At 71.3% G+C, this 21,574-nt stretch carries 12 protein-coding genes; 8 read left to right on the top strand and 4 right to left on the bottom strand.

Annotated elements, in window-relative coordinates; genetic code table 11:
• Positions 1–570 precede the first annotated feature (570 nt).
• The 3 genes from dxs to ACZ7LY_RS01185 all read left to right on the top strand — a co-directional run bounded on the left by dxs (position 571) and on the right by ACZ7LY_RS01185 (position 5,791).
• Positions 571–2,499 (top strand): 1-deoxy-D-xylulose-5-phosphate synthase, encoded by a 1,929-nt coding sequence (gene dxs / locus ACZ7LY_RS01195; RefSeq protein WP_471622373.1) that lies wholly within the window; start codon positions 571–573, stop codon positions 2,497–2,499.
• A gap of 154 nt (positions 2,500–2,653) precedes the next feature.
• On the top strand, positions 2,654–4,183 hold the full coding sequence (locus ACZ7LY_RS01190; RefSeq protein WP_471622372.1) for an amino acid permease: 1,530 nt from the start codon (positions 2,654–2,656) through the stop codon (positions 4,181–4,183).
• Between the two features lie 105 nt (positions 4,184–4,288).
• On the top strand, positions 4,289–5,791 hold the full coding sequence (locus ACZ7LY_RS01185) for an ArnT family glycosyltransferase (protein WP_471622371.1): 1,503 nt from the start codon (positions 4,289–4,291) through the stop codon (positions 5,789–5,791).
• A gap of 7 nt (positions 5,792–5,798) precedes the next feature.
• Here ACZ7LY_RS01185 and ACZ7LY_RS01180 read toward each other — a convergent pair whose 3' ends face one another.
• On the bottom strand, positions 5,799–6,893 hold the full coding sequence (locus ACZ7LY_RS01180) for an LCP family protein (RefSeq protein WP_471622370.1): 1,095 nt from the start codon (positions 6,891–6,893) through the stop codon (positions 5,799–5,801).
• Positions 6,894–7,239: 346 nt separating this feature from the next.
• On the opposite strand from ACZ7LY_RS01180, the gene ACZ7LY_RS01175 reads away from it, so the two are divergent.
• From ACZ7LY_RS01175 to ACZ7LY_RS01155, 5 genes are all read left to right on the top strand, one after another.
• Positions 7,240–8,373 carry a hypothetical protein gene (locus ACZ7LY_RS01175; RefSeq protein WP_471622369.1) on the top strand — a complete coding sequence of 378 codons (1,134 nt, stop codon included), beginning with the start codon at positions 7,240–7,242 and terminating at the stop codon, positions 8,371–8,373.
• A 361-nt stretch (positions 8,374–8,734) separates the two neighbouring features.
• Positions 8,735–10,549 carry a stealth family protein gene (locus ACZ7LY_RS01170; protein WP_471622368.1) on the top strand — a complete coding sequence of 605 codons (1,815 nt, stop codon included), beginning with the start codon at positions 8,735–8,737 and terminating at the stop codon, positions 10,547–10,549.
• Positions 10,546–13,296: a bifunctional glycosyltransferase/CDP-glycerol:glycerophosphate glycerophosphotransferase gene (locus tag ACZ7LY_RS01165; protein WP_471622367.1), complete on the top strand. Its 2,751-nt coding sequence runs from the start codon at positions 10,546–10,548 to the stop codon at positions 13,294–13,296. Before ACZ7LY_RS01170 ends, ACZ7LY_RS01165 begins: the two co-directional genes overlap by 4 nt.
• Positions 13,297–13,317: 21 nt before the next feature.
• The gene (locus ACZ7LY_RS01160) at positions 13,318–14,796 is read left to right on the top strand and encodes a glycosyltransferase family 2 protein (RefSeq protein ID WP_471622366.1); all 1,479 of its coding nucleotides are present in this window, start codon (positions 13,318–13,320) and stop codon (positions 14,794–14,796) included.
• A 53-nt stretch (positions 14,797–14,849) separates the two neighbouring features.
• Complete coding sequence (locus tag ACZ7LY_RS01155; protein WP_471622365.1) at positions 14,850–17,588, top strand: bifunctional glycosyltransferase/CDP-glycerol:glycerophosphate glycerophosphotransferase; 2,739 nt, start codon at positions 14,850–14,852, stop codon at positions 17,586–17,588.
• A gap of 27 nt (positions 17,589–17,615) precedes the next feature.
• Here the strand turns inward: ACZ7LY_RS01155 and ACZ7LY_RS01150 are convergent, their stop codons facing one another.
• The 3 genes from ACZ7LY_RS01150 to ACZ7LY_RS01140 all read right to left on the bottom strand — a co-directional run bounded on the left by ACZ7LY_RS01150 (position 17,616) and on the right by ACZ7LY_RS01140 (position 21,402).
• A complete protein-coding gene (locus tag ACZ7LY_RS01150; protein ID WP_471622364.1) occupies positions 17,616–17,963 on the bottom strand; it encodes a PIN domain-containing protein in 348 nt (115 codons plus the stop codon).
• Between the two features lie 83 nt (positions 17,964–18,046).
• A complete protein-coding gene (locus ACZ7LY_RS01145; protein WP_471622363.1) occupies positions 18,047–20,179 on the bottom strand; it encodes a 3-hydroxyacyl-CoA dehydrogenase NAD-binding domain-containing protein in 2,133 nt (710 codons plus the stop codon).
• Positions 20,176–21,402: a thiolase family protein gene (locus ACZ7LY_RS01140; protein ID WP_471622362.1), complete on the bottom strand. Its 1,227-nt coding sequence runs from the start codon at positions 21,400–21,402 to the stop codon at positions 20,176–20,178. The genes ACZ7LY_RS01145 and ACZ7LY_RS01140 overlap by 4 nt, the downstream gene beginning before the upstream one ends.
• Between the last annotated feature and the right edge of the window lie 172 nt (positions 21,403–21,574).

Genomic DNA, 21,574 nt, shown 5'->3' with positions numbered 1-21,574 from the left:
GGGATCAACGCCGATCCCCGGGCCCCATCGTGCGTTGCGTACGTGGTCACCTGCGGGTGGGTGCGGGCTGGTCGCGCAGTTCCCCGCGCCCCTGGGTCGTACTTCGTCCGCAGGTGGGTGGGGCTTCTCGCGCAGTTCCCCGCGCCCCTTCGGGGCACTACCGTGCGTGGTCATCCTCCGGCCGGTGGGGCTTCTCGCGCAGTTCCCCGCGCCCCTGAAGCATGCACTTCGTGCAGCTTCCCCTTGGGGGAGCGGGGCTCCGCCCCAGCTCCCCAGGGGGGAGGGCGCGGCGCAGCCGCCCCTTCAGGGGCGCGGGGAACTGCGCGAGCAGCCACGACGAGAGCCGAGGCCGAAGACCCAGGGACGTGTTCCCTCAGCCACATGTCAGACGGGCCCCTAGCGGCCAGCGCCCCCGTTTGGGGCGAAAATGCTACAAATGGCCCCCACTCCCGGTGACCACCGCCCACAGCGGAACATTAGACTCGACGGGACTCGCACATGCTCGACCGAGATCGATCCGCACGACCAGCTCTCACCAGCTCTAAGTAGCTCTATTGCAAGGAGGCACGGGTGCCGCTGCTGACCCGCATCACGGGACCGCGCGATCTGGACCGGCTCAGCCTGGAGCAGCTCGACCAGCTGGCAGGAGAGATCAGGACCTTCCTGGTCGACGCGGTCTCGAAGACCGGCGGCCACCTCGGCCCCAACCTGGGCGTCGTCGAGCTGACCCTCGCCCTGCACCGCGTCTTCGAGTCCCCGAAGGACAAGGTCCTGTGGGACACCGGCCACCAGAGCTACGTGCACAAGCTGCTCACCGGCCGCCAGGACTTCTCCCGGCTGAAGATGAAGGGCGGCCTGTCCGGCTACCCCTCGCAGGCCGAGTCCGAGCACGACGTGATCGAGAACTCCCACGCCTCCACGGTCCTCGGCTGGGCCGACGGCCTGGCCAAGGCCAACGAGCTGAAGGGCCGCGCGGACGACCACGTCGTCGCGGTCATCGGTGACGGCGCGCTGACCGGCGGCATGGCCTGGGAGGCGCTGAACAACATCGCCGCCGCCAAGGACCGCCCCCTGGTGATCGTGGTCAACGACAACGAGCGCTCGTACGCCCCGACCATCGGCGGCCTCGCCAACCACCTGGCCACCCTGCGCACCACCGACGGCTACGAGCGCTTCCTCGCCCGCGGCAAGGACCTCCTGGAGCGCACCCCGGTCGTCGGCAAGCCGCTGTACGAGACGCTGCACGGGGCGAAGAAGGGCCTGAAGGACTTCATCGCCCCGCAGGGCATGTTCGAGGACCTCGGCCTGAAGTACGTCGGCCCGATCGACGGCCATGACATCGAGGCCCTGGAGTCGGCGCTGACCCGCGCCAAGCGCTTCGGCGGCCCGGTCATCGTGCACTGCCTGACGGAGAAGGGCCGCGGCTACACCCCGGCGCTCCAGGACGAGGCCGACCGCTTCCACGGCATCGGCCCGATCCACCCCGACACGGGCCTGCCGATCAAGGCGTCCGGCGCCGACTGGACGTCCGTCTTCGGTGACGAGATGGTCGCCCTCGGCCGTGAGCGCGAGGACATCGTGGCGATCACCGCGGCGATGCTCCAGCCGGTCGGCCTGAAGAAGTTCGCGGACGAGTTCCCCGAGCGGGTCTTCGACGTGGGCATCGCGGAGCAGCACGGCGCGGTCAGCGCGGCCGGTCTCGCCCAGGGCGGCCTGCACCCCGTCTTCGCCGTCTACGCGACGTTCCTGAACCGCGCCTTCGACCAGCTCCTGATGGACGTGGCCCTGCACAAGTGCGGTGTCACCTTCGTCCTGGACCGGGCCGGCGTCACCGGCACCGACGGCGCCTCCCACAACGGCATGTGGGACATGTCGATCCTCCAGGTCGTGCCCGGCGTGCGGATCGCCGCCCCGCGCGACGCCGACCAGGTCCGCGCCCAGCTGCGCGAGGCCGTCGAGGTGGACGACGCGCCGACCGTCGTGCGCTACTCCAAGGGCGCGGTCGGCCCGGCCGTCGAGGCGGTCGGCAAGGTCGGCGGCATGGACGTGCTGCGCGAGGCCGGCGCCGACCACCCGGACGTGCTGCTCGTCTCGGTCGGCGCGCTCGCCCCGATGTGCCTGGAGATCGCCGCGCTGCTCGACAAGCAGGGCATCACGACGACCGTCGTCGACCCGCGCTGGGTGAAGCCGGTCGACGAGGCGCTGCCGCCGCTCGCCGAGCGCCACCGCGTCGTCGTCACCGTCGAGGACAACTCGCGGGTCGGCGGTGTCGGCTCGGCCGTCGCCCAGGCCCTGCGCGACGCGGGCGTGGACATGCCGCTGCGGGACTTCGGCATCCCGCCGCGCTTCCTCGACCACGCCTCCCGCAAGGAGGTCATGGCGGAGATCGGCCTGACCGCGCCGGACATCGCCCGCCAGGTCACCGGCCTCGTGGCCAAGCTCGACGGCCGGCAGGAGCGCGCGGCCGCGCCCAGCGAGATGGAGCCGGCCCGCGACTGACCGCGCGCCGCGCCGACACGGCGGGGGCGACCGGACTCACCCAACGGGCGGGTCCGGTCGCCCCCGTTCGCGTGAACCTGGGGGTCCGACCGGGTAGCCGAAGGCTGGACGTCTCGATCATGTCGAGGACGACGAAGCCAATCGGAGGTACCCGGTGAGCACGCAACCAGACCCAGGAGCGGCCCGCACCCGCCAAGGACTGCTGAGGACGAAGTCCATCGAGCAGTCGATCAAGGACACCGAGGAACCCGACCACCAGCTCAAGAAGTCGCTGTCCGCCCTCGACCTCACGGTCTTCGGCGTCGGCGTCGTCATCGGTTCGGGCATTTTCGTCATCACCGGTACCGCCGCGACCGATTACGCGGGTCCCGCGGTCACCATCGCGTTCGTCGTCGCGGCCGTGGTCTGCGCCCTCGCGGCCCTGTGCTACGCCGAGTTCGCCTCGACCGTGCCCGTCGCGGGATCGGCGTACACCTTCGCCTTCGCCTCGCTCGGCGAGTTCCCCGCCTGGATCATCGGCTGGGACCTCGTGCTCGAACTGGCGCTCGGCTGCGCCACCGTAGCCGTCGGCTGGTCGGGCTACGTCCAGTCCCTGCTCGACAGTTGGGGCATCCCGCTGCCCGCCGTGCTCCAGGGGCCGGGTTCGGGGCACAGCGGCTTCAGCTTCAACCTGGCCGCCTTCCTGCTCGTCATGGCCGTCATGGCGGTCGTCGTGCTCGGCATGAAGCTGTCCGCGTGGGTGACGTCCGTGGTCGTCGCCGTCAAGGTCACGGTCGTCCTCATCGTGATCGCCGTCGGCGCGTTCTTCATCAAGGGCGCCAACTACAGCCCGTACATTCCGCCCGCCCAGGACACCAAGTCCGGCTCGGGGCTCAGCCAGACGCTTCTGGAGGGGATCGCCGGGTTCACCCCGTCCAGCTTCGGCGTGATGGGCATCTTCACCGCCTCGGCCGTCGTCTTCTTCGCGTACATCGGCTTCGACGTGGTGGCGACCGCCGCCGAGGAGACCCGCAACCCGCAGAAGGACGTGCCGCTCGGCATCCTCGGCTCCCTCGCCATCTGTACGGTCCTGTACTGCGCGGTCGCGGTCGTCGTCACCGGCATGCAGAACTACCGCAAGCTCGACCCGAGCGCCCCGCTCGCCGAGGCGTTCAAGGCGGTGGGGCATCCGTTCTGGGCGGGCGTGATCTCCTTCGGCGCGGTCGTCGGCCTCACCGTCGTCTGCATGATCCTGCTGCTCGGCCAGAGCCGGGTGTTCTTCGCCATGAGCCGCGACGGGCTGCTGCCCCCGGTGTTCAGCGCCGTGCACCCCAAGTTCCGTACGCCCTACCGCTCCACGCTCATCCTCGGCTTCATCACCGCGCTGGTCGCCGGGCTGATCTCGCTGGAGGAGCTGTCCAAACTGGTCAACATCGGCACGCTGTTCGCGTTCGTGGTCGTCGCGCTCGGTGTGCTCATCCTGCGCCGCACCCGGCCCGACCTGCCGCGCGCGTTCAAGGCGCCCTGGGTGCCGGTGCTGCCGATCGCGTCCGTGGCCTGCTCGGTGTGGCTGATGCTCAACCTGTCGGTGGAGACCTGGCTGCGGTTCGCGGTCTGGATGGTCGTCGGCGTCCTCATCTACTTCGCCTACGGCCGCCGCCACAGCCGCGCCGCCCTCCCGCAGCGTGGCCCGGACGCTCCGTGAGCACCCACTGACCGCACCCGCTGACCGCGCCCGTCCACGAACGGGCGACCCGGCCCCGTATGTCCCGCTTCGAGGGGGAGTGCGGGGCCGGATAGTTTGGCGCCCATGCTCACCGAGGCGCCGCCGTCATCACCGTACGTGCCCGCCCTCCGCCCGCACGCCCCCGCGCGGATACGCGCCCCGCGCTACTGGGCCGGGCTGCTGCCCGGGCTCGCGCTGCTGGCCTGCGTGACCCGGCTGCCGTCCTTCGCGCGCCCCCTGTGGAACCCCGACGAGGGCTATCTCGCCGTCCAGGCCCGCATGTTGGCGCACGGCGGCACGCTGTACGCCACGGTCGTCGACCGCAAGCCGCCGCTCGTGCCCTGGCTGTACGAGGCGCTCTTCGCGGTGTTCGGCTCCGCCTCGCTCGCCCCGCTGAAGGTGTGCGCCCTGCTCGCGCACCTGGCGACGGCCCTGCTGCTCGCCTCGGTCGCCCGGCGCCGCTGGGGCGACGGCGCGGGCCGCACCGCCGGGGTCCTCCAGCTGCTGCTGTCCGTCGGCCTGAACCCCGAGGACGCGCAGGCCGCCGCCTTCGAGGTGTTCATACTGCCGTGGACGGCCGCCGCGGTGTGGTGCGCCGAGCGCCGCCGCTGGGGCTGGTGCGGGCTCGCCGTCGCGGGCGCCTTCCTCACCAAGCAGACCGGCGCGGTGGTCCTCGTGCCCGCCGCCTGGGCGCTGTGGCGTTCGGGCCCGCGCCGCGCGGACGTGCTGCGCTGCGCCGGGGGAGCGCTCGCCCCGGTGCTCGCCGCCGCCCTCGCCACCGACCCGGCCGGCTTCCTGTTCTGGACGGTGACCGGCTCCGGCGCCTACGCCTCCTTCACCGGATCCGAACTCCACGTCCTCGTACGGGGATCGCTCAACGCGGCGATCCTCGCGGTGGCCTGCGCGGGCATCCTGCCGCCGATCGCGCGGGTGCTGCGCGTGGCCCGCACCGGCTGCGCGCTGCTGTGGCTGTGGCTCGCCGCCTCGGTGTGCGCGGTGGCCGCGGGCTTCCACTTCTTCGGCCACTACTACCTCCAACTGGTGCCGCCGCTCGCCCTGTTGGGCACGTCCGCGCTCCAGATCCTGCCGCGCGAGCGGCTGACGCGGGCGCTGGTCACCTCCGCCTGCGCGTGCGCCCTCTTCCTCGGCTGGGGGCTGCTCGCGCCCCGGACCGAACTCGCCCACGCCGAGCGCGTCGCCGCCACCGTCCGCGCCGGCACGGCCCCCGGTGAGCCGGTGCTGATCTGGGGCATGCACCCGGAGACGTACTGGCTGGCCGGGCGCGCCCCCGCGAGCCGCTTCCTGACGGCGGGTCTGCTCACCAACTACAGCGGCGGGCGCGACGGCCCCCAGGTCGGCCCGAAGTACGCGGTGCCCGGCGCCTGGCGCACCTTCCGCGCCGAGTTCGCCGCCCGGCCCCCGGCCCTCGTCGTCGACGACTCGCGCGGCGCCCCCTACGGCGTGGACCGGGTGCCCGGGGTGCGCCGACTGCTCGGCGAGTACCGGGTCGCCGGGCGGGTGGAGGGGGCGGTGGTGTACGTGCGCGAGGGGCGGGCCCGCGCGGACCCGCCCCTCGACCAGAACTGACGTACCGTCAGCCGCCGGTGGCCGGCGACTTCTTGGCCGAGTCCGGGATCGGCTTGTCGGCCCGCAGCGCCTTCCACAGCGTGCTCGCCTGCGGCTCGGCGGCGACCACCCGGTTCGGGTCGATCTTGTCGTAGGCGACCGGCAGCATGATCGTCTCCATGGTCTGCGGGTCGACGCCCTTCATGCTGCGGGCGAACGTGCCGAGCGAGGAGAGCGAGGCGAGGTCGGAGTCCGTCGTCAGCGACGTGGTGAGGCTGTCGGCGATCTTGTACGTCTTGGTCGGGCTGCCGAGCAGGTCCTGCTGCTTGACCTCGCTGAGCAGGGCGATCATGAACTGCTGCTGGAGGCCGATGCGCCCGAGGTCGCTGCCGTCGCCGATGCCGTGCCGGGTGCGGACGAAGGCGAGGGACTGGGTGCCGTCGAGCTTGTGCGTGCCCGCGGCGAGGTCGAGGCCGCTGGACTTGTCGTGGATGGGCTTGTCGACGGTGACGGTCACGCCGCCGATCGCGTCAACGAGGCCCTTGAACCCGGAGAAGTCGATCTCCATGAAGTGGTCCATGCGGACCCCGGACATCGCCTCGACGGTCTTGACGACACACGCGGGACCGGCCAGCGAGTACACCGAGTTGAACATGACGCGCTTGGCGGACGGCAGCGTCGAGCCGTCCTTCTTCGTGCACTCCGGGCGCGTGACCAGGGTGTCGCGGGGGATGCTGATCGCCGTGGCGCGGCTGCGGCCCTCGGGGATGTGCATCACGAGCGCGGTGTCGGAGCGGGCGCCCGCCGCGTTGCCCGCGCCGAGCTTGCCGTTGGCGCCGGCGCGCGAGTCGGAGCCGAGGACCAGCACGTTCTGCCCGGAGGTGGGCAGCTTCTCCGGGCGGTCGGTGCCGATCGCCTTGTCGAGGTCGACGCCCTTGAGGTTGCCGTCGAGGCTGGAGTAGAGCCAGTAGCCGACGCCCGCGACCGCGAGGACCAGGACGAGCAGCACCAGCAGGATGATGCGTCCGGTGCGGCGCTTCTTCTTCGGCGCTCGTCTGCTGCTGCGCCCGCCGGTCGACGTTCCGGGGGAAGGCGGCACAGGGGTGCTCAGGTCGTGGCTCACGGCGGGTCCTCGCAACTCATGCCCTGGGAGGGCAGGGGCAGCAGGCCGCTCCCGTGAGGGGCCGGGTCGGTGCTGCTCGGCTGACGCTTGATGGGCAGAACTATAGACATGTAAGTCGAATGTTCATTTGGTACATGCGTGCGGTTCGCGCCGTCGCGAGGTCCCCGTCCGGCGCCCCGGAGCGGCCCGCCGGACCGTCCACCCCCGTGTGACCTGGGGGTCGTACGGGGTTCCGGGAGACGACAGCGCTTGTTCGTACGGGCATATGATGTGCCGGATTCTGGAGTCTTCTGTGACCGGATTCTGGATTTTGTGACAGACGGACCCGGGTGGGAGGGCGGCAGACATGCGCGGCAGAGGTGGGCAGGCGGTGGACCGGCAGCCCCGGCCCCCGGTCGACTCGGCGCCGCCGCGCGCCCGCGGCACGTCCGCCGCCACCGCCCCCTCGGGCGCCTGGCTGCTGCGCGGCAGCGACCACCGGCTCTCGGTGTACGGCCTGGCCGACGGGGGAGTGCGGCGCTGGACCGAGACCGCCGCGGGCGGCGGCCGGTGGAGCGGCCCCGACTTCTTCGCCGTGGAGGGCCTGACCGACCTCACCGTGGTCCAGGGCGCGAACCGCTACGCGCACTTCCTCGGCCGCCGCGAGAAGCGCCCGGCGTCCGGCCCGGCCAAGGTCGACCTCATGTACGCCGTCCAGTACCAGTCCGGCCGCACGCTCGGGGAGTGGCGCTCGATCGGCAACCCGTACCGCGAGGCCCGGGACGCGGCGGCGCTCGGCGTCCCGGCCGGCGCCGTCGACGGCCAGGGCACGGTGTACGTCTTCGTCTCCGGCGGCGGGGGCGGGGTGCTGATGCGTCGCGAGTCCAAGAGCGGCGCGTGGGAGGCGTGGAAGGACCTGCGCGGCGGCGCGGTCGAGGGCGCCCCCGTGGCGGCGGCGACCTCGGCGGGCTTCGTCGAACTGCTCGCCCCGGGCCAGCGCTCCCTGATGCGGTGGGTGCAGATGGAGGCGGGCGGCGATCTGCGCCGGGCCCAGGACCTCATGCCCGCGCCCGCGCCCGGTTCCGCCGCGCTTCTTGAGGCGGCGCCCGGGGCCTTCACCGCGTACTGGACCGAGCAGAGCGGGTCCGGGATCTTCGCGCAGCGCCCCGGCGAGTGGGCGTTCCCCGTGGGCGGCGCCCCCGGCGCGGGCGCGCAGGCGGCGCTCCGCGCGACCATCGACGGCTACGACTGCCTGGTCCTCGCCCACCAAGGGCGCACCGGTACCGCGGTGTTCGGCCTGTGCGGCCTCGGCGCCGAGGCGAACGGCTTGTGGTGGACCGACACGGGCCTGGCCTGTACGGGGACGCCCGCGCTGGCGCTGGACGGGCGCGGGCGGGTCGTGATGAGCGTCGTCGCGGCCGACGGGCGCGTCCTGACGTGCCGCCAGCGGCCCGAGTCCGGGCTCGTACTGACGGCCTGGGAGCAACTGCCCGTCGCCTGAACCTTCCGCTCCAGGTCCCGGTCCCGTGCGGGGCCGGGGCTTTGCCTGCTGTTTCCGCTTCCGCTTGCGGCGATCTCGGCCACTACCCCTGTTGCGCGCGAGAAGCAAGCATCTAAATGGTTGTACTGGCCTTAAGTGATGCTTATCACCGCGTTCGAAGGTGATCAGACTCTGTCCACGCCTGTACTTTTAAGAAACCTTCACGTGAAGGTTTGAAGGAGTCAGGAGTTTCGGCTTCTTTTAGCAAAAAGGGCAAAGGCCCGGTACAGGTGGTAGGCGAGCTTCTCTCGCCCTGCGGCTCGTCGTCGTCGTGACGCCGGACCGAGGGGCAGGGCTGCTGGGTATGGATGGTGGATGCCTCGTGGGTGGCTCGGACAATCCGGAAGCCGGTGCGCTCGTCTCCGCGTACCGGTCGGCCGTCCCGGTCGGCGCCCGCCGCAAGATCGTGGGCGGGGTGCCCTCGCCCGTCAGGCGGGTCGTCAAGTCCTCGCTCACCGCCGCCGACACCGTCCGCTCCGCCGCCGTCGTCTGGGCCATGGGCGGCCGGCGCAACGCCCCCCGGCACAGCGCCGCCTACAGCCAGCGCGTCGTGCGGGTCGGCCGCCGCCACATGCGGGCCCTGCTCGTCGAGGGCGCCACGGAATGGGCCGCCCGCGCCCGCAACCTGAGCATCGTCGTCTCCGTCCTGGAGTCCGCGGGCATCGACTACTTCTGCGTACGCGGCACCGCGCACGGGCTGCCCACCGTCGCCGTCCCCTCGGTCACCCGCCCCCAGGTCGAGGACCTGCTCCAGAGCGCCTTCACCCAGGCCCCCGGATATGTGGGCCCGGTCGGCGGCAACGAGGCGCGGATGGAGCCCGGCGACGAGGAGCGCTCCTGGCGCCAACTGCGCAAGCACAAGGTGCTGCGCGTGTCCTGGTACGTGTGCGACCCCACCCAGCAGCTCGTCTTCGGCGCCGCCACCGGCTGCGAGATCGAGATGTGGACCGAGCGCGACGGCGAGCTGCGCGCCCCGCGCCCCAACCGGGTCATCGACGCCGTGCCCGTCGACGCGCCCCGAAGAACCGTGCCGCAGGCCCTGTTCAGCCCGATCCCCCCGGCGTACCGCACCGGCGACGCGCAGACCCTCGCCGAGTTCGCCGTGCCGCTGCCCGAGGACCACCAGTTCCCCATCGACGCCGTCTACACCTGGGTCGACGACTCCGACCCCCGCTGGCGCGCGGAGCGCGACCGCACCCGCGCCGGGCTCAGCGGCGGCACGCTGCACGAACAGGCGGCCAACGACTCGCGGTTCACCAGCCGCGACGAACTGCTCTACTCGCTGCGCTCCCTGCACCAGTACGCGCCCTGGGTGCGCAACGTGTACCTCGTGACCGCCGGCCAGGTGCCGTCCTGGCTGGAGACCCAGCACCCCCACCTCACGGTGATCGACCACCGCGACATCTTCTCCGACCCGGCGGCGCTGCCCACCTTCAACTCGCACGCCATCGAGAGCCAGCTCCACCACATACCCGGGCTCTCGGAGTGCTTCCTCTACCTGAACGACGACGTCTTCTTCGGGCGCCCGGTCACCCCGGCGCACTTCTTCCACCCCAACGGCCTGTCCAAGTTCTTCACGTCCCCCGCGCTCATACCCGGCGGCGGTGTCTCGCCCGACGACCTCCCGGTCAACGCGGCGGGCAAGAACAGCCGCTGGCTCATCGCCCAGAAGTTCGGCACGGCCATCTCGCAGAAGATGAAGCACACCCCGCACGCCCTGCACCGCAGCGTGCTCCAGGAGATCGAGGAGACGTTCCCCGACGAGCACTCCCGCACCCAGCACTCCCGCTTCCGCTCGCCGCAGGACGTGCCCATCGCCTCCTCGCTCCACCACTACTTCGCGTACCACTCCGCGCGCGCGACCACCGGCGAGCTGAACTACCGCTACATCGACCTCTCCGCCGACCTCGCCGAGCGCCGCCTGAACACCCTGCTGGCCAACCGCAACATGGACACCTTCTGTCTCAACGACACGGTGGCCAGCGCTGACCCCGAGCGCCAGAGCGTCATGCTCGCCCGCTTCCTCGACGCGTACTTCCCCGTGCCGAGCCCCTTCGAGATCAGCGAGCCCGCGCCCGCCCTGGAGCGCGGCGCGGAGCCGGTGGGTGCCCTCGCCAGTGAGCCGCGGCCGGTATGAGCGCCTACGACATCACGCTCGTCGTCCCCGTCTACAACGTCGAGCAGTACCTGCCGGAGTGCCTGGACTCCGTCGCCGCGCAGAGCGTCTTCGAGCGCTGCGAGGTCCTGCTCGTCGACAACGGCAGCAGCGACGGCTCGTACCGGATGTGCGCCGACTTCGCCGCCCGCCACCGCAACGTCAGCGTCCTCGTACGCCGGGGCGGCGGCGCCGGAGCCGCCCGCAACCTCGGCATGGACCGCGCCCGCGGCACCCGGATCGCCTTCCTCGACTCCGACGACGTGCTGCCGCCGACCGCGCTGGAGCGCCTGCGCGACGCCGCGCTCGACACCGGCGCGCCGGTCGTCGTCGGCCGTATGGAGACCTTCCCCAAGGCCACCAACTGGGCCTGGAAGCACCACTTCGACGGCGGCGACCGCACCCTCGACGGGCTGTCCGGGGCGCCCGAGCTGGTGCACAGCGCGAGCGCCTGCAACAAGCTGTTCGACCTCGCCTTCCTGCGCCGGCACGGCATCCGCTTCGCCGAGGGCGTCCACTTCGAGGACGCCTACGTCGGCGTGACCGCGCTCGCCCTCGCCGAGCGGATCGCCCTCGTCGACGCCTGCGTCTACCGCTACCGCAAGCGCGCCGCGGGCAACTCGACGATGGACGCCATCTGGACCCGGCGCCAGAACTACTGGGACCACCTGCTGCTGGTCGAGTACCTGCACCGCCTCAAGGAGATCCTGCCCGCCGCCGTCCGGCCTGCCGTCGACCTCTTCCTCGTCCGCAGCTACCAGGGGTTCGCGCTGCGCGCCCCCGATCTGTTCGAGGGCGCGGAGCTGCGCACCCTCTACGACCGCTGCCGCGCCGTCTACCGGTCCGTCGCGCCCGAGACCGTGCTCGCCGCGACCGCCGACACCCGGCACCGGGTGGCCTATCTCGCCTTCCTCACCGACGACTTCGGCCTCTTCGCCGACCGCGCGCGGCGGCTGGGCGCTGTCACCGTGCACGCGGGCCGCCCCAGAGTCCTGCCCGGGCTGCCGCAGGCGCTCGCCCCGCTCGCCGAGGCCGCGCCCTTCACCGCACACCTGGAACATGTGCGGCGCGTGCCCGGGACGTCGACGCTGCGCCTCGCGGGCCGCTTCGAGATCGGCGGGCTGCCGCTGGTGCGCCCGCTCACCGCGCGGATCGGCGTGCGGGTACGGGGGATACGGCTCAGCGTCACCGCCGAGCAGGTCCGCCGCCGCGACCTGCGCAACACGCGCGCCGACACCGAGTGGGGCGGCTTCACCGTCGACCTGCCCCTGACGGCGCTGCGGCACGGCGTCCACGATCTGGAGTTCGTCCTCGACGCCGAGGGCGGCCAGGCCGTCACCCCCTGCCTGGTCGGCGCCGGATATCTGCGCGGCGCGCGCGTCGTCCGGCACGGCGGGCTGCGCGTCGTCCCGCACTGGAAGGGCAAGAACCGGGCGATCCTCATGGTGCTCGCCGGCGCCCGCCGCCCCGGCCCGCGCGCCCTGCTCGGCGGGCTGCTCGCCAAGGACGCCAAGCACGTGCTGCGCCGCCGCCCGTTCTGGAAGCAGCGCCTGCTGCGCCTGCTGACCAAGCCCGTCAAGCGGCTCTGGCTCGGCCGGGACATCTGGCTGTTCGGGGAGCGCGGCGACACCGCCCAGGACAACAGCCACCACCTGTTCCGGCACGTCCGGGCCGTGGAGAAGCGGCGCGGCGCCTACTACGTCATCCGCGCGGACAGCCCCGACCGGGAGCGGATCGCCGGGCTCGGGCATGTCGTCGCGCACAGCTCCGTCAAGCACAAGCTGCTGATGCTGCACGCCTCCGCGCTGGTCAACGCGTACGATATCGACACGTACATGCTGCCCGACGGCTGGGACCGGACGCGGTTCCTCAAGCACCTGAACTGGCGGGTCGGCGCGCGGCGCGTCTTCCTCCAGCACGGCGTCACCGACAAGGACGTCAGCAAGGGCCTGCACCGCAACCGCACCGGCGTCGACATGATCCTCGCGGTCAGCCGTCACGAGGGCTGGTTCCTCTCGGAGGAGCTGGGCTACCAGGGGCAGGTCGAGGTCATCGGCTTCCCCCGGTTCGACGCCCTGGTCCCCGAGCGCGGCGGGCGCCGCATCCTGTTCATGCCGACCTGGCGCGCCTATCTGGCCGTCGCCTCCTACAGCCGCGACGGCGGGCGCGAGGCGCGGCAGGCCATGCGCGACCGCTTCGCCACCTCCACGTACCGCGACTTCATGACGCGCTTCCTCAACGACCCGGCGCTGCTCGACGCGCTGGAGCGGTACGACTACACGCTCGACTTCCTGCCGCACTACGAGATGCGCGCGATGGTCGCCGACATGGTCCCCGCCCATCCCCGGGTGCGGGTCCTCGACCAGAGCGAGGTCAGCGTGCAGGACGCGATGCGCCGCTGCGACCTGTTCGTCACCGACTGGTCGTCCACCGCCTTCGACGTCGCCTACCTCGGCACGCCGCTCGTCTACGCGCAGTTCGACGCGGACGAGTACTGGGACGGCCACTACCAGCGCGGCTACTTCGACGCCCGCCGCGACGGCTTCGGGCCGGTCGGCGAGAGCGTCGGGGAGGTCGTCGGCGAAGTGGTCCGCTATGTGCGCGCCGGATGCGAGCGGGAGCCGGAGTACCTGCGGCGCGTGGAGAAGTTCTTCGAACACCGTGACCGCGAGAACAACGTGAGGGCGTCGGCCGCGATCGACCGTCTCGTCCAGGGCCGGACCAGGTGATCCGGCGTGCCAGGAGGAAGTATGTCCCAAGCAAACCGTGACGTGACCGTCGTCGTGCCGTTCCGCGACGTCCAGAACTTCTTCCCGGAGTTCCTGGCGTCGCTCGCCACCCAGACGGCCTTCGCGCGCGCCCATGTGATCCTCGTCGACAACGGCAGCCGCGACGGGTCGGTCGCCCTGGCGAGCGAGTTCGCCGCCCAGCACGCCAACGTCGATCTGGTCTCCCAGCCCGCGGGCCGGGCCGGCGACGCCCGCAATATGGGCATGGACATGGCGACGACGCCGTACATCGTGTTCTGGGACGCCGACGACCTCGTGCCCGCGGGCGCCCTGCAAGTGCTGCGCGACACCATCGTCAAGACGCGCGCCGCCGTCGTCGTCGGCCGCGAGAAGCACTTCCCGAAGCCCGTCAAGGCGCCCTGGCACAAGTACTTCGGCAAGAACGTCAAGACCGTCGGCAGCGTCGTCGACATCCCCGACCTGATCCACTCCGCGTCCTGCTGGAACAAGATCTTCGACCTCGACCTGCTGCGCTCCCAGGGCATCCGCTTCGGCACCGACACCGCCTTCGAGGACGCCTACGTCTCCATCCCCGCGCTGCTCCTCGCCGAGCGCATCGCCCTCGTGGACGCGCCCGTGTACGAGTACCGCAGGCGCGGCGACGGCACCTCCGTCATGGACACGATCTGGGACCTGCCGCGCAACTACGTCGACCAGCTCATGATGCTGGAGTACCTCGCGGCGATGCGCCCGAACCTCTCCCCGTACCAGCAGGAGACGCTGGAGCGGTTCCTCGTCCGCAGCGTCCAGGGCTTCCTGCTGCGCGCGCCCCGCGTCCTCGCCGAGGGCGACTGCCGTCAGCTGTTCGAGCGGTGCCGGCAGCTGTACTGGGGCATCACCGCCGAGCAGTTCGCCCGCAGCACCAATGACACCCGCCACCGGCTGCCCTATCTGGCCCTGCACTACGGCGACTTCGACCTCTTCCACCGCCCCGAGACCGTCCTCGGCTCGGTCTACGGGCGCGAGGGCGACCTGTACGTCGACTACCCGGGCACGTCCTGGGGCCTGCCGCTGACCAAGGTGACCTCCGTGCCCGCCCGCATCGAGGGCATCACCCCCGGCGAGAGCGGCGCCGCCGTCGTGCACGGCCGGTTCTCCGTCAACGGGCTGCCCGACGACCTCCTCGCCAAGCTGGAGCTCCAGGTCTGGTTCGAGCGCAGCGGCAAGACGCTGCCCGCCGTCAACCACGGCCGGCAGCACGGCGGCCAGGGCGACGACGGCGGCGCCGTCTTCAGCGTCACCGTCGCCCCCCAGGACTTCCCCACGGGCACCTTCCCCGTACGGCTCGTGCTGTGCACCCGGGGCCGTGACGTGTCCCGCCCGTGCGCGGTCGGCCCCGGCGCCGACCAGCAGCCCCCGGTCGCCGGGTTCCAGGGGCTCGTCCGCATCACGGCCGACAAGGGCGTCGCCCAACTCGTCGTCCAGTCCAGCCAGCACTGAGCACGATCCGCTCCAGAAATGGGGTATTCGGCAGAAAACAGGAGCCAGACACCGTGTACGACCCCCTCTACGACGTCGCCGTCGTCGTCCCCATCTACAACGTGGAGAGATATCTGCAGGAGTGCCTGGACTCCCTGGCCCGGCAGACCGTCTTCGAGCGCTGCCAGGTGGTCCTCGTCGACAACGGCTCCAGCGACAGCTCCCCGGCCATCGCCGCCGCGTTCGCCGAGCGCTTCTCCAACGTGTGGGCGTTCGTGCACGCCGAGGGCAAGGCGGGCGGCGCCCGCAACGCCGGCATGGACCAGGTCAGCGCCCGCTACATCACGTTCTGCGACTCCGACGACGTGCTCCCGGACAACGCCCTGGAGACGATGTGGACCACGGCCGTACGGGAGGGCGTCCCGCTGACCATCGGGCGGATGGAGACCTTCCCCGAGGCGACCGAGTGGCCCTGGCTGCGGCACTTCGGCACCGGCGTGCAGGTGCACCCGGGCATCGAGAACATCCCCGAGATGATCCACGGCGGCAGCGCCTGCCACAAGCTGTTCGACCTGGAGTTCATCCGCTCCAACAACATCCGCTTCCGCGAGGGCGTGCACTTCGAGGACGCCTTCTTCTCCGTCCCCGCGATGCTCCTCGCCGACCGCATCGCCATGGTCCCCACCACCGTCTACCGGTACCGCAAGCGCGCGGCCGAGGACTCGACGATGGACAAGCTGTGGGAGCGCCGCGAGAACTACTGGGACCACCTCCTCCTGGAGGAGTACCTGCTGACGCTGCGCCCGCGCCTGTCCGGCCACCGCGTCGAGGTCCTCAACCGCTTCCTCGTCCGCAGCTACCAGGGGTTCGCGCTGCGCGCCCCCCAGGTGCTGGAGGAGGCCGAGCTGTACCAGTTGTTCCTGCGGGCCCGCGCGGTCTACACCCAGCTCACGCCCACCGCCGTCATCGCCTCCACCCACGACACCCGCCACCGGGTGCCGTTCCTCGCGATGTACCTCAACTGGTTCGACCTGTTCGCCCGCCCCGAGCAGGTCCTCACCGGCGTCTACGGCCGCTCCGGCGACCTCTACCTCGACCTGAACGTCTCCAGCGCCCTCGTCCCGCTCACCAAGATCTCCTCGGTCTCCGTGCACGTCGAACGGATCCAGGCCGACCATGGCGCCGCCGGCGTCCGCGTCGCGGGCCGCTTCGTGCTCAACGGGCTGCCCATGGCCGGGCCCATGCGCAACACCCTGCAACTGTGGGTGGAGAAGAGCGGCCAGCTCGTCGAGGCGACCCAGGTCTGGCGCAGCGACCTCGCGGCGACCCGCGACGACCTCGCCTGGGGCGGCTTCGAGGCGGTCGTCCCCGTCAGCAGCGTCAAGAGCGGCGAGTTCCCGCTCAAGCTCGTCTTCTGCACCTCGGGCCGCGACGTCTCCCGCCCCTGCATGATCACCACGGCGATGATGCGCGGCGCCCGCCCGATGAAGGTCGCGGGGCACTGGGTGCTGCCCCAGGCCAAGGGCAAGGACCACACCGTCCTCACCGTCCGCGAGGCCGCGGGACCCGGCGGCGACCGCGACTGGGAGGCGTACCTCGAACAGCTCGACGAGGACCAGAAGAAGCGCAAGGCACCCTTCTGGCGCGCGCGGGCCATCCGCAAGGCCACCCGCCGCTTCTACCGGGGCAAGCAGATCTGGCTGATCGGCGAGCGCCGCGACACCGCGCAGGACAACAGCATGCACCTGTTCCGGTATCTGCGGACGCACGAGAAGCGCCGCAAGGCGTACTACATCATCGACAAGAACAGCGCCGACCGCGCCAAGCTCAAGCGCCTCGGCAACGTCGTGGACCACAGCTCGTGGAAGCACAAGCTGCTGATGCTGCACGCCTCGCTGCTCATCAACGCCTACGACATCGACTCGTACATGCTGCCCGACGGCTGGGAGCGCACCCGCTACCTCAAGCACCTCAACTGGCGCGTCGGCGCCCGCCGCGTCTTCCTCCAGCACGGCGTCACCGACGAGGACGGCAGCAAGGCGCTGCACCGCAACCGCACCGGCGTCGACCTGCTGTTCGCCACCAGCGACCGCGAGGCCGAGTACTTCGCGCAGCACATGCACTACGGCGACACCGCGAAGGCCCTCGGCTTCCCGCGCTTCGACGCCCTCCAGCCCGACCGGGGCCGGCGCCGCGTGCTGCTCATGCCGACCTGGCGCAAGTACCTGACGATCCCCTCCTACCTCCAGCAGGAGGGCGCCGACCAGGACGCCGTCAAGGAGATCTTCCGGGAGTCGGCCTACCGCGACTTCTACGTGCGCCTGCTGAGCCACCCCAAGCTCATCGAGGCCCTGGAGCACTACGACTACGTGCTCGACTTCCTGCCGCACTACGAGATGCGCGACATGGTCGACGGCATGGTCCCCGACCATCCGCGCGTGCAGCGCCTGGACCAGACGAAGGTGAGCGTGCAGACCGCGCTGCGCCAGTGCGACCTGTTCATCACCGACTGGTCCTCGGTCCACTTCGACATGGCCTACCTCGGCACGCCGCTCGTCTACGCGCGCTTCGACCCGGACGAGTACTGGGCCAAGCACGCCCGCAAGGGCTACTTCGAGGCGTCCCGCGACGGCTTCGGACCGGTCTGCGGCGACGTCGAGGAAGTCGTCACCGAGGTCATCCGCTACCTCGGCAACGGCTGCCGGCGCGAGCCGGAGTACGACTACCGGGCCCGGTCCTTCTTCGCGTTCGAGGACCGCGACAACTGCGCCCGCGCCACGGCCGCCATCGCCGAACTCGCCGCCCGCGACTGACGACCGCCCCGGCGCGCGGTGCGGGCGTCAGGGCCGTACCGTACGCGGTCCCACGCACGACGCGCCGAACGCGCCCACCCGGCGCCGCAGTTCACGGTCCGCGGTCACCACGACCGCGGGCCGTCCGGCGTGCTCGACCAGCTCCACGATGTGGTCGTCGCCGCTGCCCGGCGCCGACTCCACCCGCACCCCGGGCACGGACGCGACGCCCCGGGCCGCGCCCTCCACGACGAGGACGACCTCCGCGCCGGTGCGCTCCGCGTGCTCCACGAGGTGGTCGCGCAGCCGCTCGGCGGCGCCCTTGCGGTCCCGCCACCAGCCGTCCGGCACCGAACCCACCACGTTGGCCGCGTCGACGATCAGCAGTTCACGCATGCCCTCAGCATCGCACGCGCACAACGGCGACGGCCGCCCCCGAGTGTCCGGGGGCGGCCGTCGCCTTACTGCGTGGCAGGTGCTTACGCGGGGACGCTGGCGACGCCCTGCGCGAGGAACCGCTTGCCGTTCACGCGCTCCGAGACACCCTCACGGTCCAGGTACGGCGTGATGCCGCCCAGGTGGAAGGGCCAGCCGGCGCCGGTGATCAGGCACAGGTCGATGTCCTGCGCCTCGGCGACGACGCCCTCGTCCAGCATGAGGCCGATCTCCTGCGCGACGGCGTCCAGGACACGGTCGCGGACCTGCTCCTCGGTGAGCACCGAGTCACCCTGCTTGAGCAGCGCGGCGACCTCCGGGTCCAGCTCCGGCTTGCCCGAGTCGTACACGTAGAAGCCGCGCTTGCCCGCCTTGACGACGGCCGCGAGGTTCGGGGAGACGGTGAAGCGCTCCGGGAAGGCGCGGTTCAGGGTCTCCGAGACGTGCAGGCCGATCGCCGGGCCGACCAGCTCCAGGAGCACGAGCGGCGACATCGGCAGGCCGAGCGGCTCGACGGCCTTCTCGGCGACCTCGACGGGGGTGCCCTCGTCGATGACGTTCTGGATCTCGCCCATGAAGCGGGTCAGGATGCGGTTCACGACGAACGCCGGGGCGTCCTTGACGAGAACGGCGGTCTTCTTCAGCTTCTTGGCGACGCCGAACGCCGTGGCGAGCGCCGCGTCGTCGGTCTGCTCGCCGCGCACGATCTCCAGGAGCGGCAGGATCGCCACCGGGTTGAAGAAGTGGAAGCCGACGACCCGCTCGGGGTGCTTCAGCTTCGACGCCATCTCGGAGACCGACAGCGACGAGGTGTTCGTGGCGAGGATCGCGTGCGCCGGGGCGACCGCCTCGACCTCCGCGAACACCTGCTGCTTGACGCCGATCTCCTCGAACACGGCCTCGATGACGAAGTCCGCGTCCGCGAACCCCTCCGCCTTGTCGAGCACGCCGGTGACCAGGGCCTTGAGGCGGTTGGCCTTGTCCTGATTGATACGGCCCTTGCCGAGCAGCTTGTCGATCTCGGCGTGGACGTAGCCCACACCCTTGTCGATGCGCTCCTGGTCGATGTCGGTCAGCACGACCGGCACCTCCAGACGGCGCAGGAACAGCAGGGCGAGCTGCGAGGCCATCAGGCCCGCGCCCACCACGCCGACCTTGGTGACCGGACGCGCCAGCGCCTTGTCGGGGGCGCCGGCCGGACGCTTGGCGCGCTTCTGCACGAGGTTGAACGCGTAGATGCCGGAGCGCAGTTCGCCGCCCATGATCAGGTCGGCGAGCGCCTTGTCCTCGGCGTCGAACCCGGCCTGCAGGTCGCCGTCCTTGGCCGCCGCGATGATCTCCAGCGCGCGGTACGCGGCCGGGGCCGCCCCGTGCACCTTGCTGTCGGCGATGAACCGGCCGCGCGCGACGGCCTGGTCCCACGCCTCGCCGCGGTCCACGTCGGCGCGCTCGACCGCGACGTCGCCCTTGAGGACCTGCGCGGTCCAGATCAGCGACTGCTCCAGGAAGTCGGCGCCCTCGAACAGCGCGTCCGCGATGCCCAGTTCGTAGACCTGCTTGCCCTTGAGCTGCTTGTTCTGGTTGAGGCTGTTCTCGATGATCACCGAGACGGCCTTGTCGGCGCCGATCAGGTTCGGCAGCAGCGCGCAGCCGCCCCAGCCGGGCACGAGGCCGAGGAAGACCTCGGGCAGCGAGAAGGCGGGCAGCGCCTTGGAGACCGTACGGTACGTGCAGTGCAGGCCGACCTCGACGCCGCCGCCCATGGCCGCGCCGTTGTAGTACGCGAACGTGGGCACCGCCAGCGCGGACAGCCGCTTGAAGACCTCGTGGCCGCCCTTGCCGATGGCGAGCGCGTCCTCGTGCCGCTTGAGCAGCTCGACGCCCTTGAGGTCGGCGCCGACCGCGAAGATGAACGGCTTGCCGGTGATGCCGACGCCGACGATCTCGCCGGCCTTCGCCTCCGCCTCGACCTGGTCGATCGCCGTGTTGAGGTTGGCGAGCGAGCCCGGGCCGAACGTGGTCGGCTTCGTGTGGTCGAAGCCGTTGTCCAGCGTGATCAGGGCGAACCGGCCCGCCCCGTAGGGCAGTTCGAGGTGCCGTACGTGGGCGGAGGTGACGACCTCGCCCGGGAACAGCTCGGCGGCACCCTTGAGAAGTTCGGCGGTGCTGGTGCTCACTTGTCGCCTCCGGCGTCCTTGTGGTGCGGGTTCTCCCAGATCACGGTGGCGCCCATGCCGAAGCCGACGCACATCGTGGTGAGGCCGTAGCGGACCTCCGGCTGCTCCTCGAACTGGCGGGCGAGCTGCGTCATCAGCCGGACGCCGGAGGAGGCCAGGGGGTGGCCGAAGGCGATGGCGCCGCCGTACTGGTTGACGCGCGCGTCGTCGTCGGCGATGCCGTAGTGGTCGAGGAAGGCGAGCACCTGCACGGCGAACGCCTCGTTGACCTCGAACAGGTCGATGTCCCCGATGGACAGGCCCGCCTTGGCGAGGGCCTTCTCCGTCGCGGGGATCGGGCCGTAGCCCATGACCTCCGGCTCGACGCCCGCGAAGGCGTAGGAGACGAGGCGCATCTTGACCGGCAGGCCGTTCTCGCGCGCGAAGTCCTCGGAGGCGATGATCGAGGCGGTGGCGCCGTCGTTGAGGCCCGCCGCGTTGCCCGCGGTGACGCGGCCGTGCGTACGGAACGGCGTCTTGAGGCCCGCGAGGTTCTCCAGCGTCGTGCCCGGGCGCATCGGCTCGTCGGCCGTCACGAGGCCCCAGCCGGTCTCGCCGACCTCGGCGTTGGTGTTGCGCACGGAGATCGGGACCAGGTCCTGCTGGATCTTGCCGTTCGCGTACGCCTTCGCCGCCTTCTCCTGGGAGGCGACGGCGTACTTGTCGGCGCGCTCCTTGGTGATCTGCGGGTAGCGGTCGTGCAGGTTCTCCGCCGTCATGCCCATGAACAGGGCCGACTCGTCGACGAGCTTCTCCGAGACGAACCGCGGGTTCGGGTCGACGGCCTCGCCCATGGGGTGGCGGCCCATGTGCTCGACGCCACCGGCGATGACGGCGTCGTACGCGCCGAACGCGATGGAGCCGGCCGTGGTCGTCACGGCGGTCAGCGCGCCCGCGCACATCCGGTCGATGGAGTAGCCGGGAACGGACTGCGGCAGGCCCGCGAGGATGCCGGCGGTACGGCCGAGCGTCAGGCCCTGGTCGCCGATCTGCGTGGTCGCGGCGATGGCGACCTCGTCGATCTTGGCGGGGTCGAGGTTCGGATTGCGGCGCAGCAGCTCGCGGATGGCCTTGACGACGAGGTCGTCGGCGCGGGTCTCGTGGTAGATGCCCTTCGGGCCCGCCTTGCCGAACGGGGTGCGGACGCCGTCGACGAAGACGACGTCCCTGACGGTACGAGGCACGATGGCTCTCCTCCAAGATGCGGGACGGCACTGCCACGGCGCGCGCCTGAGCGCGCGCTCACCCCTCCATGCTACTTACGAGTAACCCCCATGCCCACCCCCCGCCCCCCAAGCGGCGAACGTCACACCCCCACCGCCCCGCCAGGGGCGCGGGGAACGGCGCGAGCAACCA

This window comes from Streptomyces sp. NPDC107550, from assembly GCF_055639095.1.
This window is presented reverse-complemented; position numbering and strand designations above follow the sequence as displayed.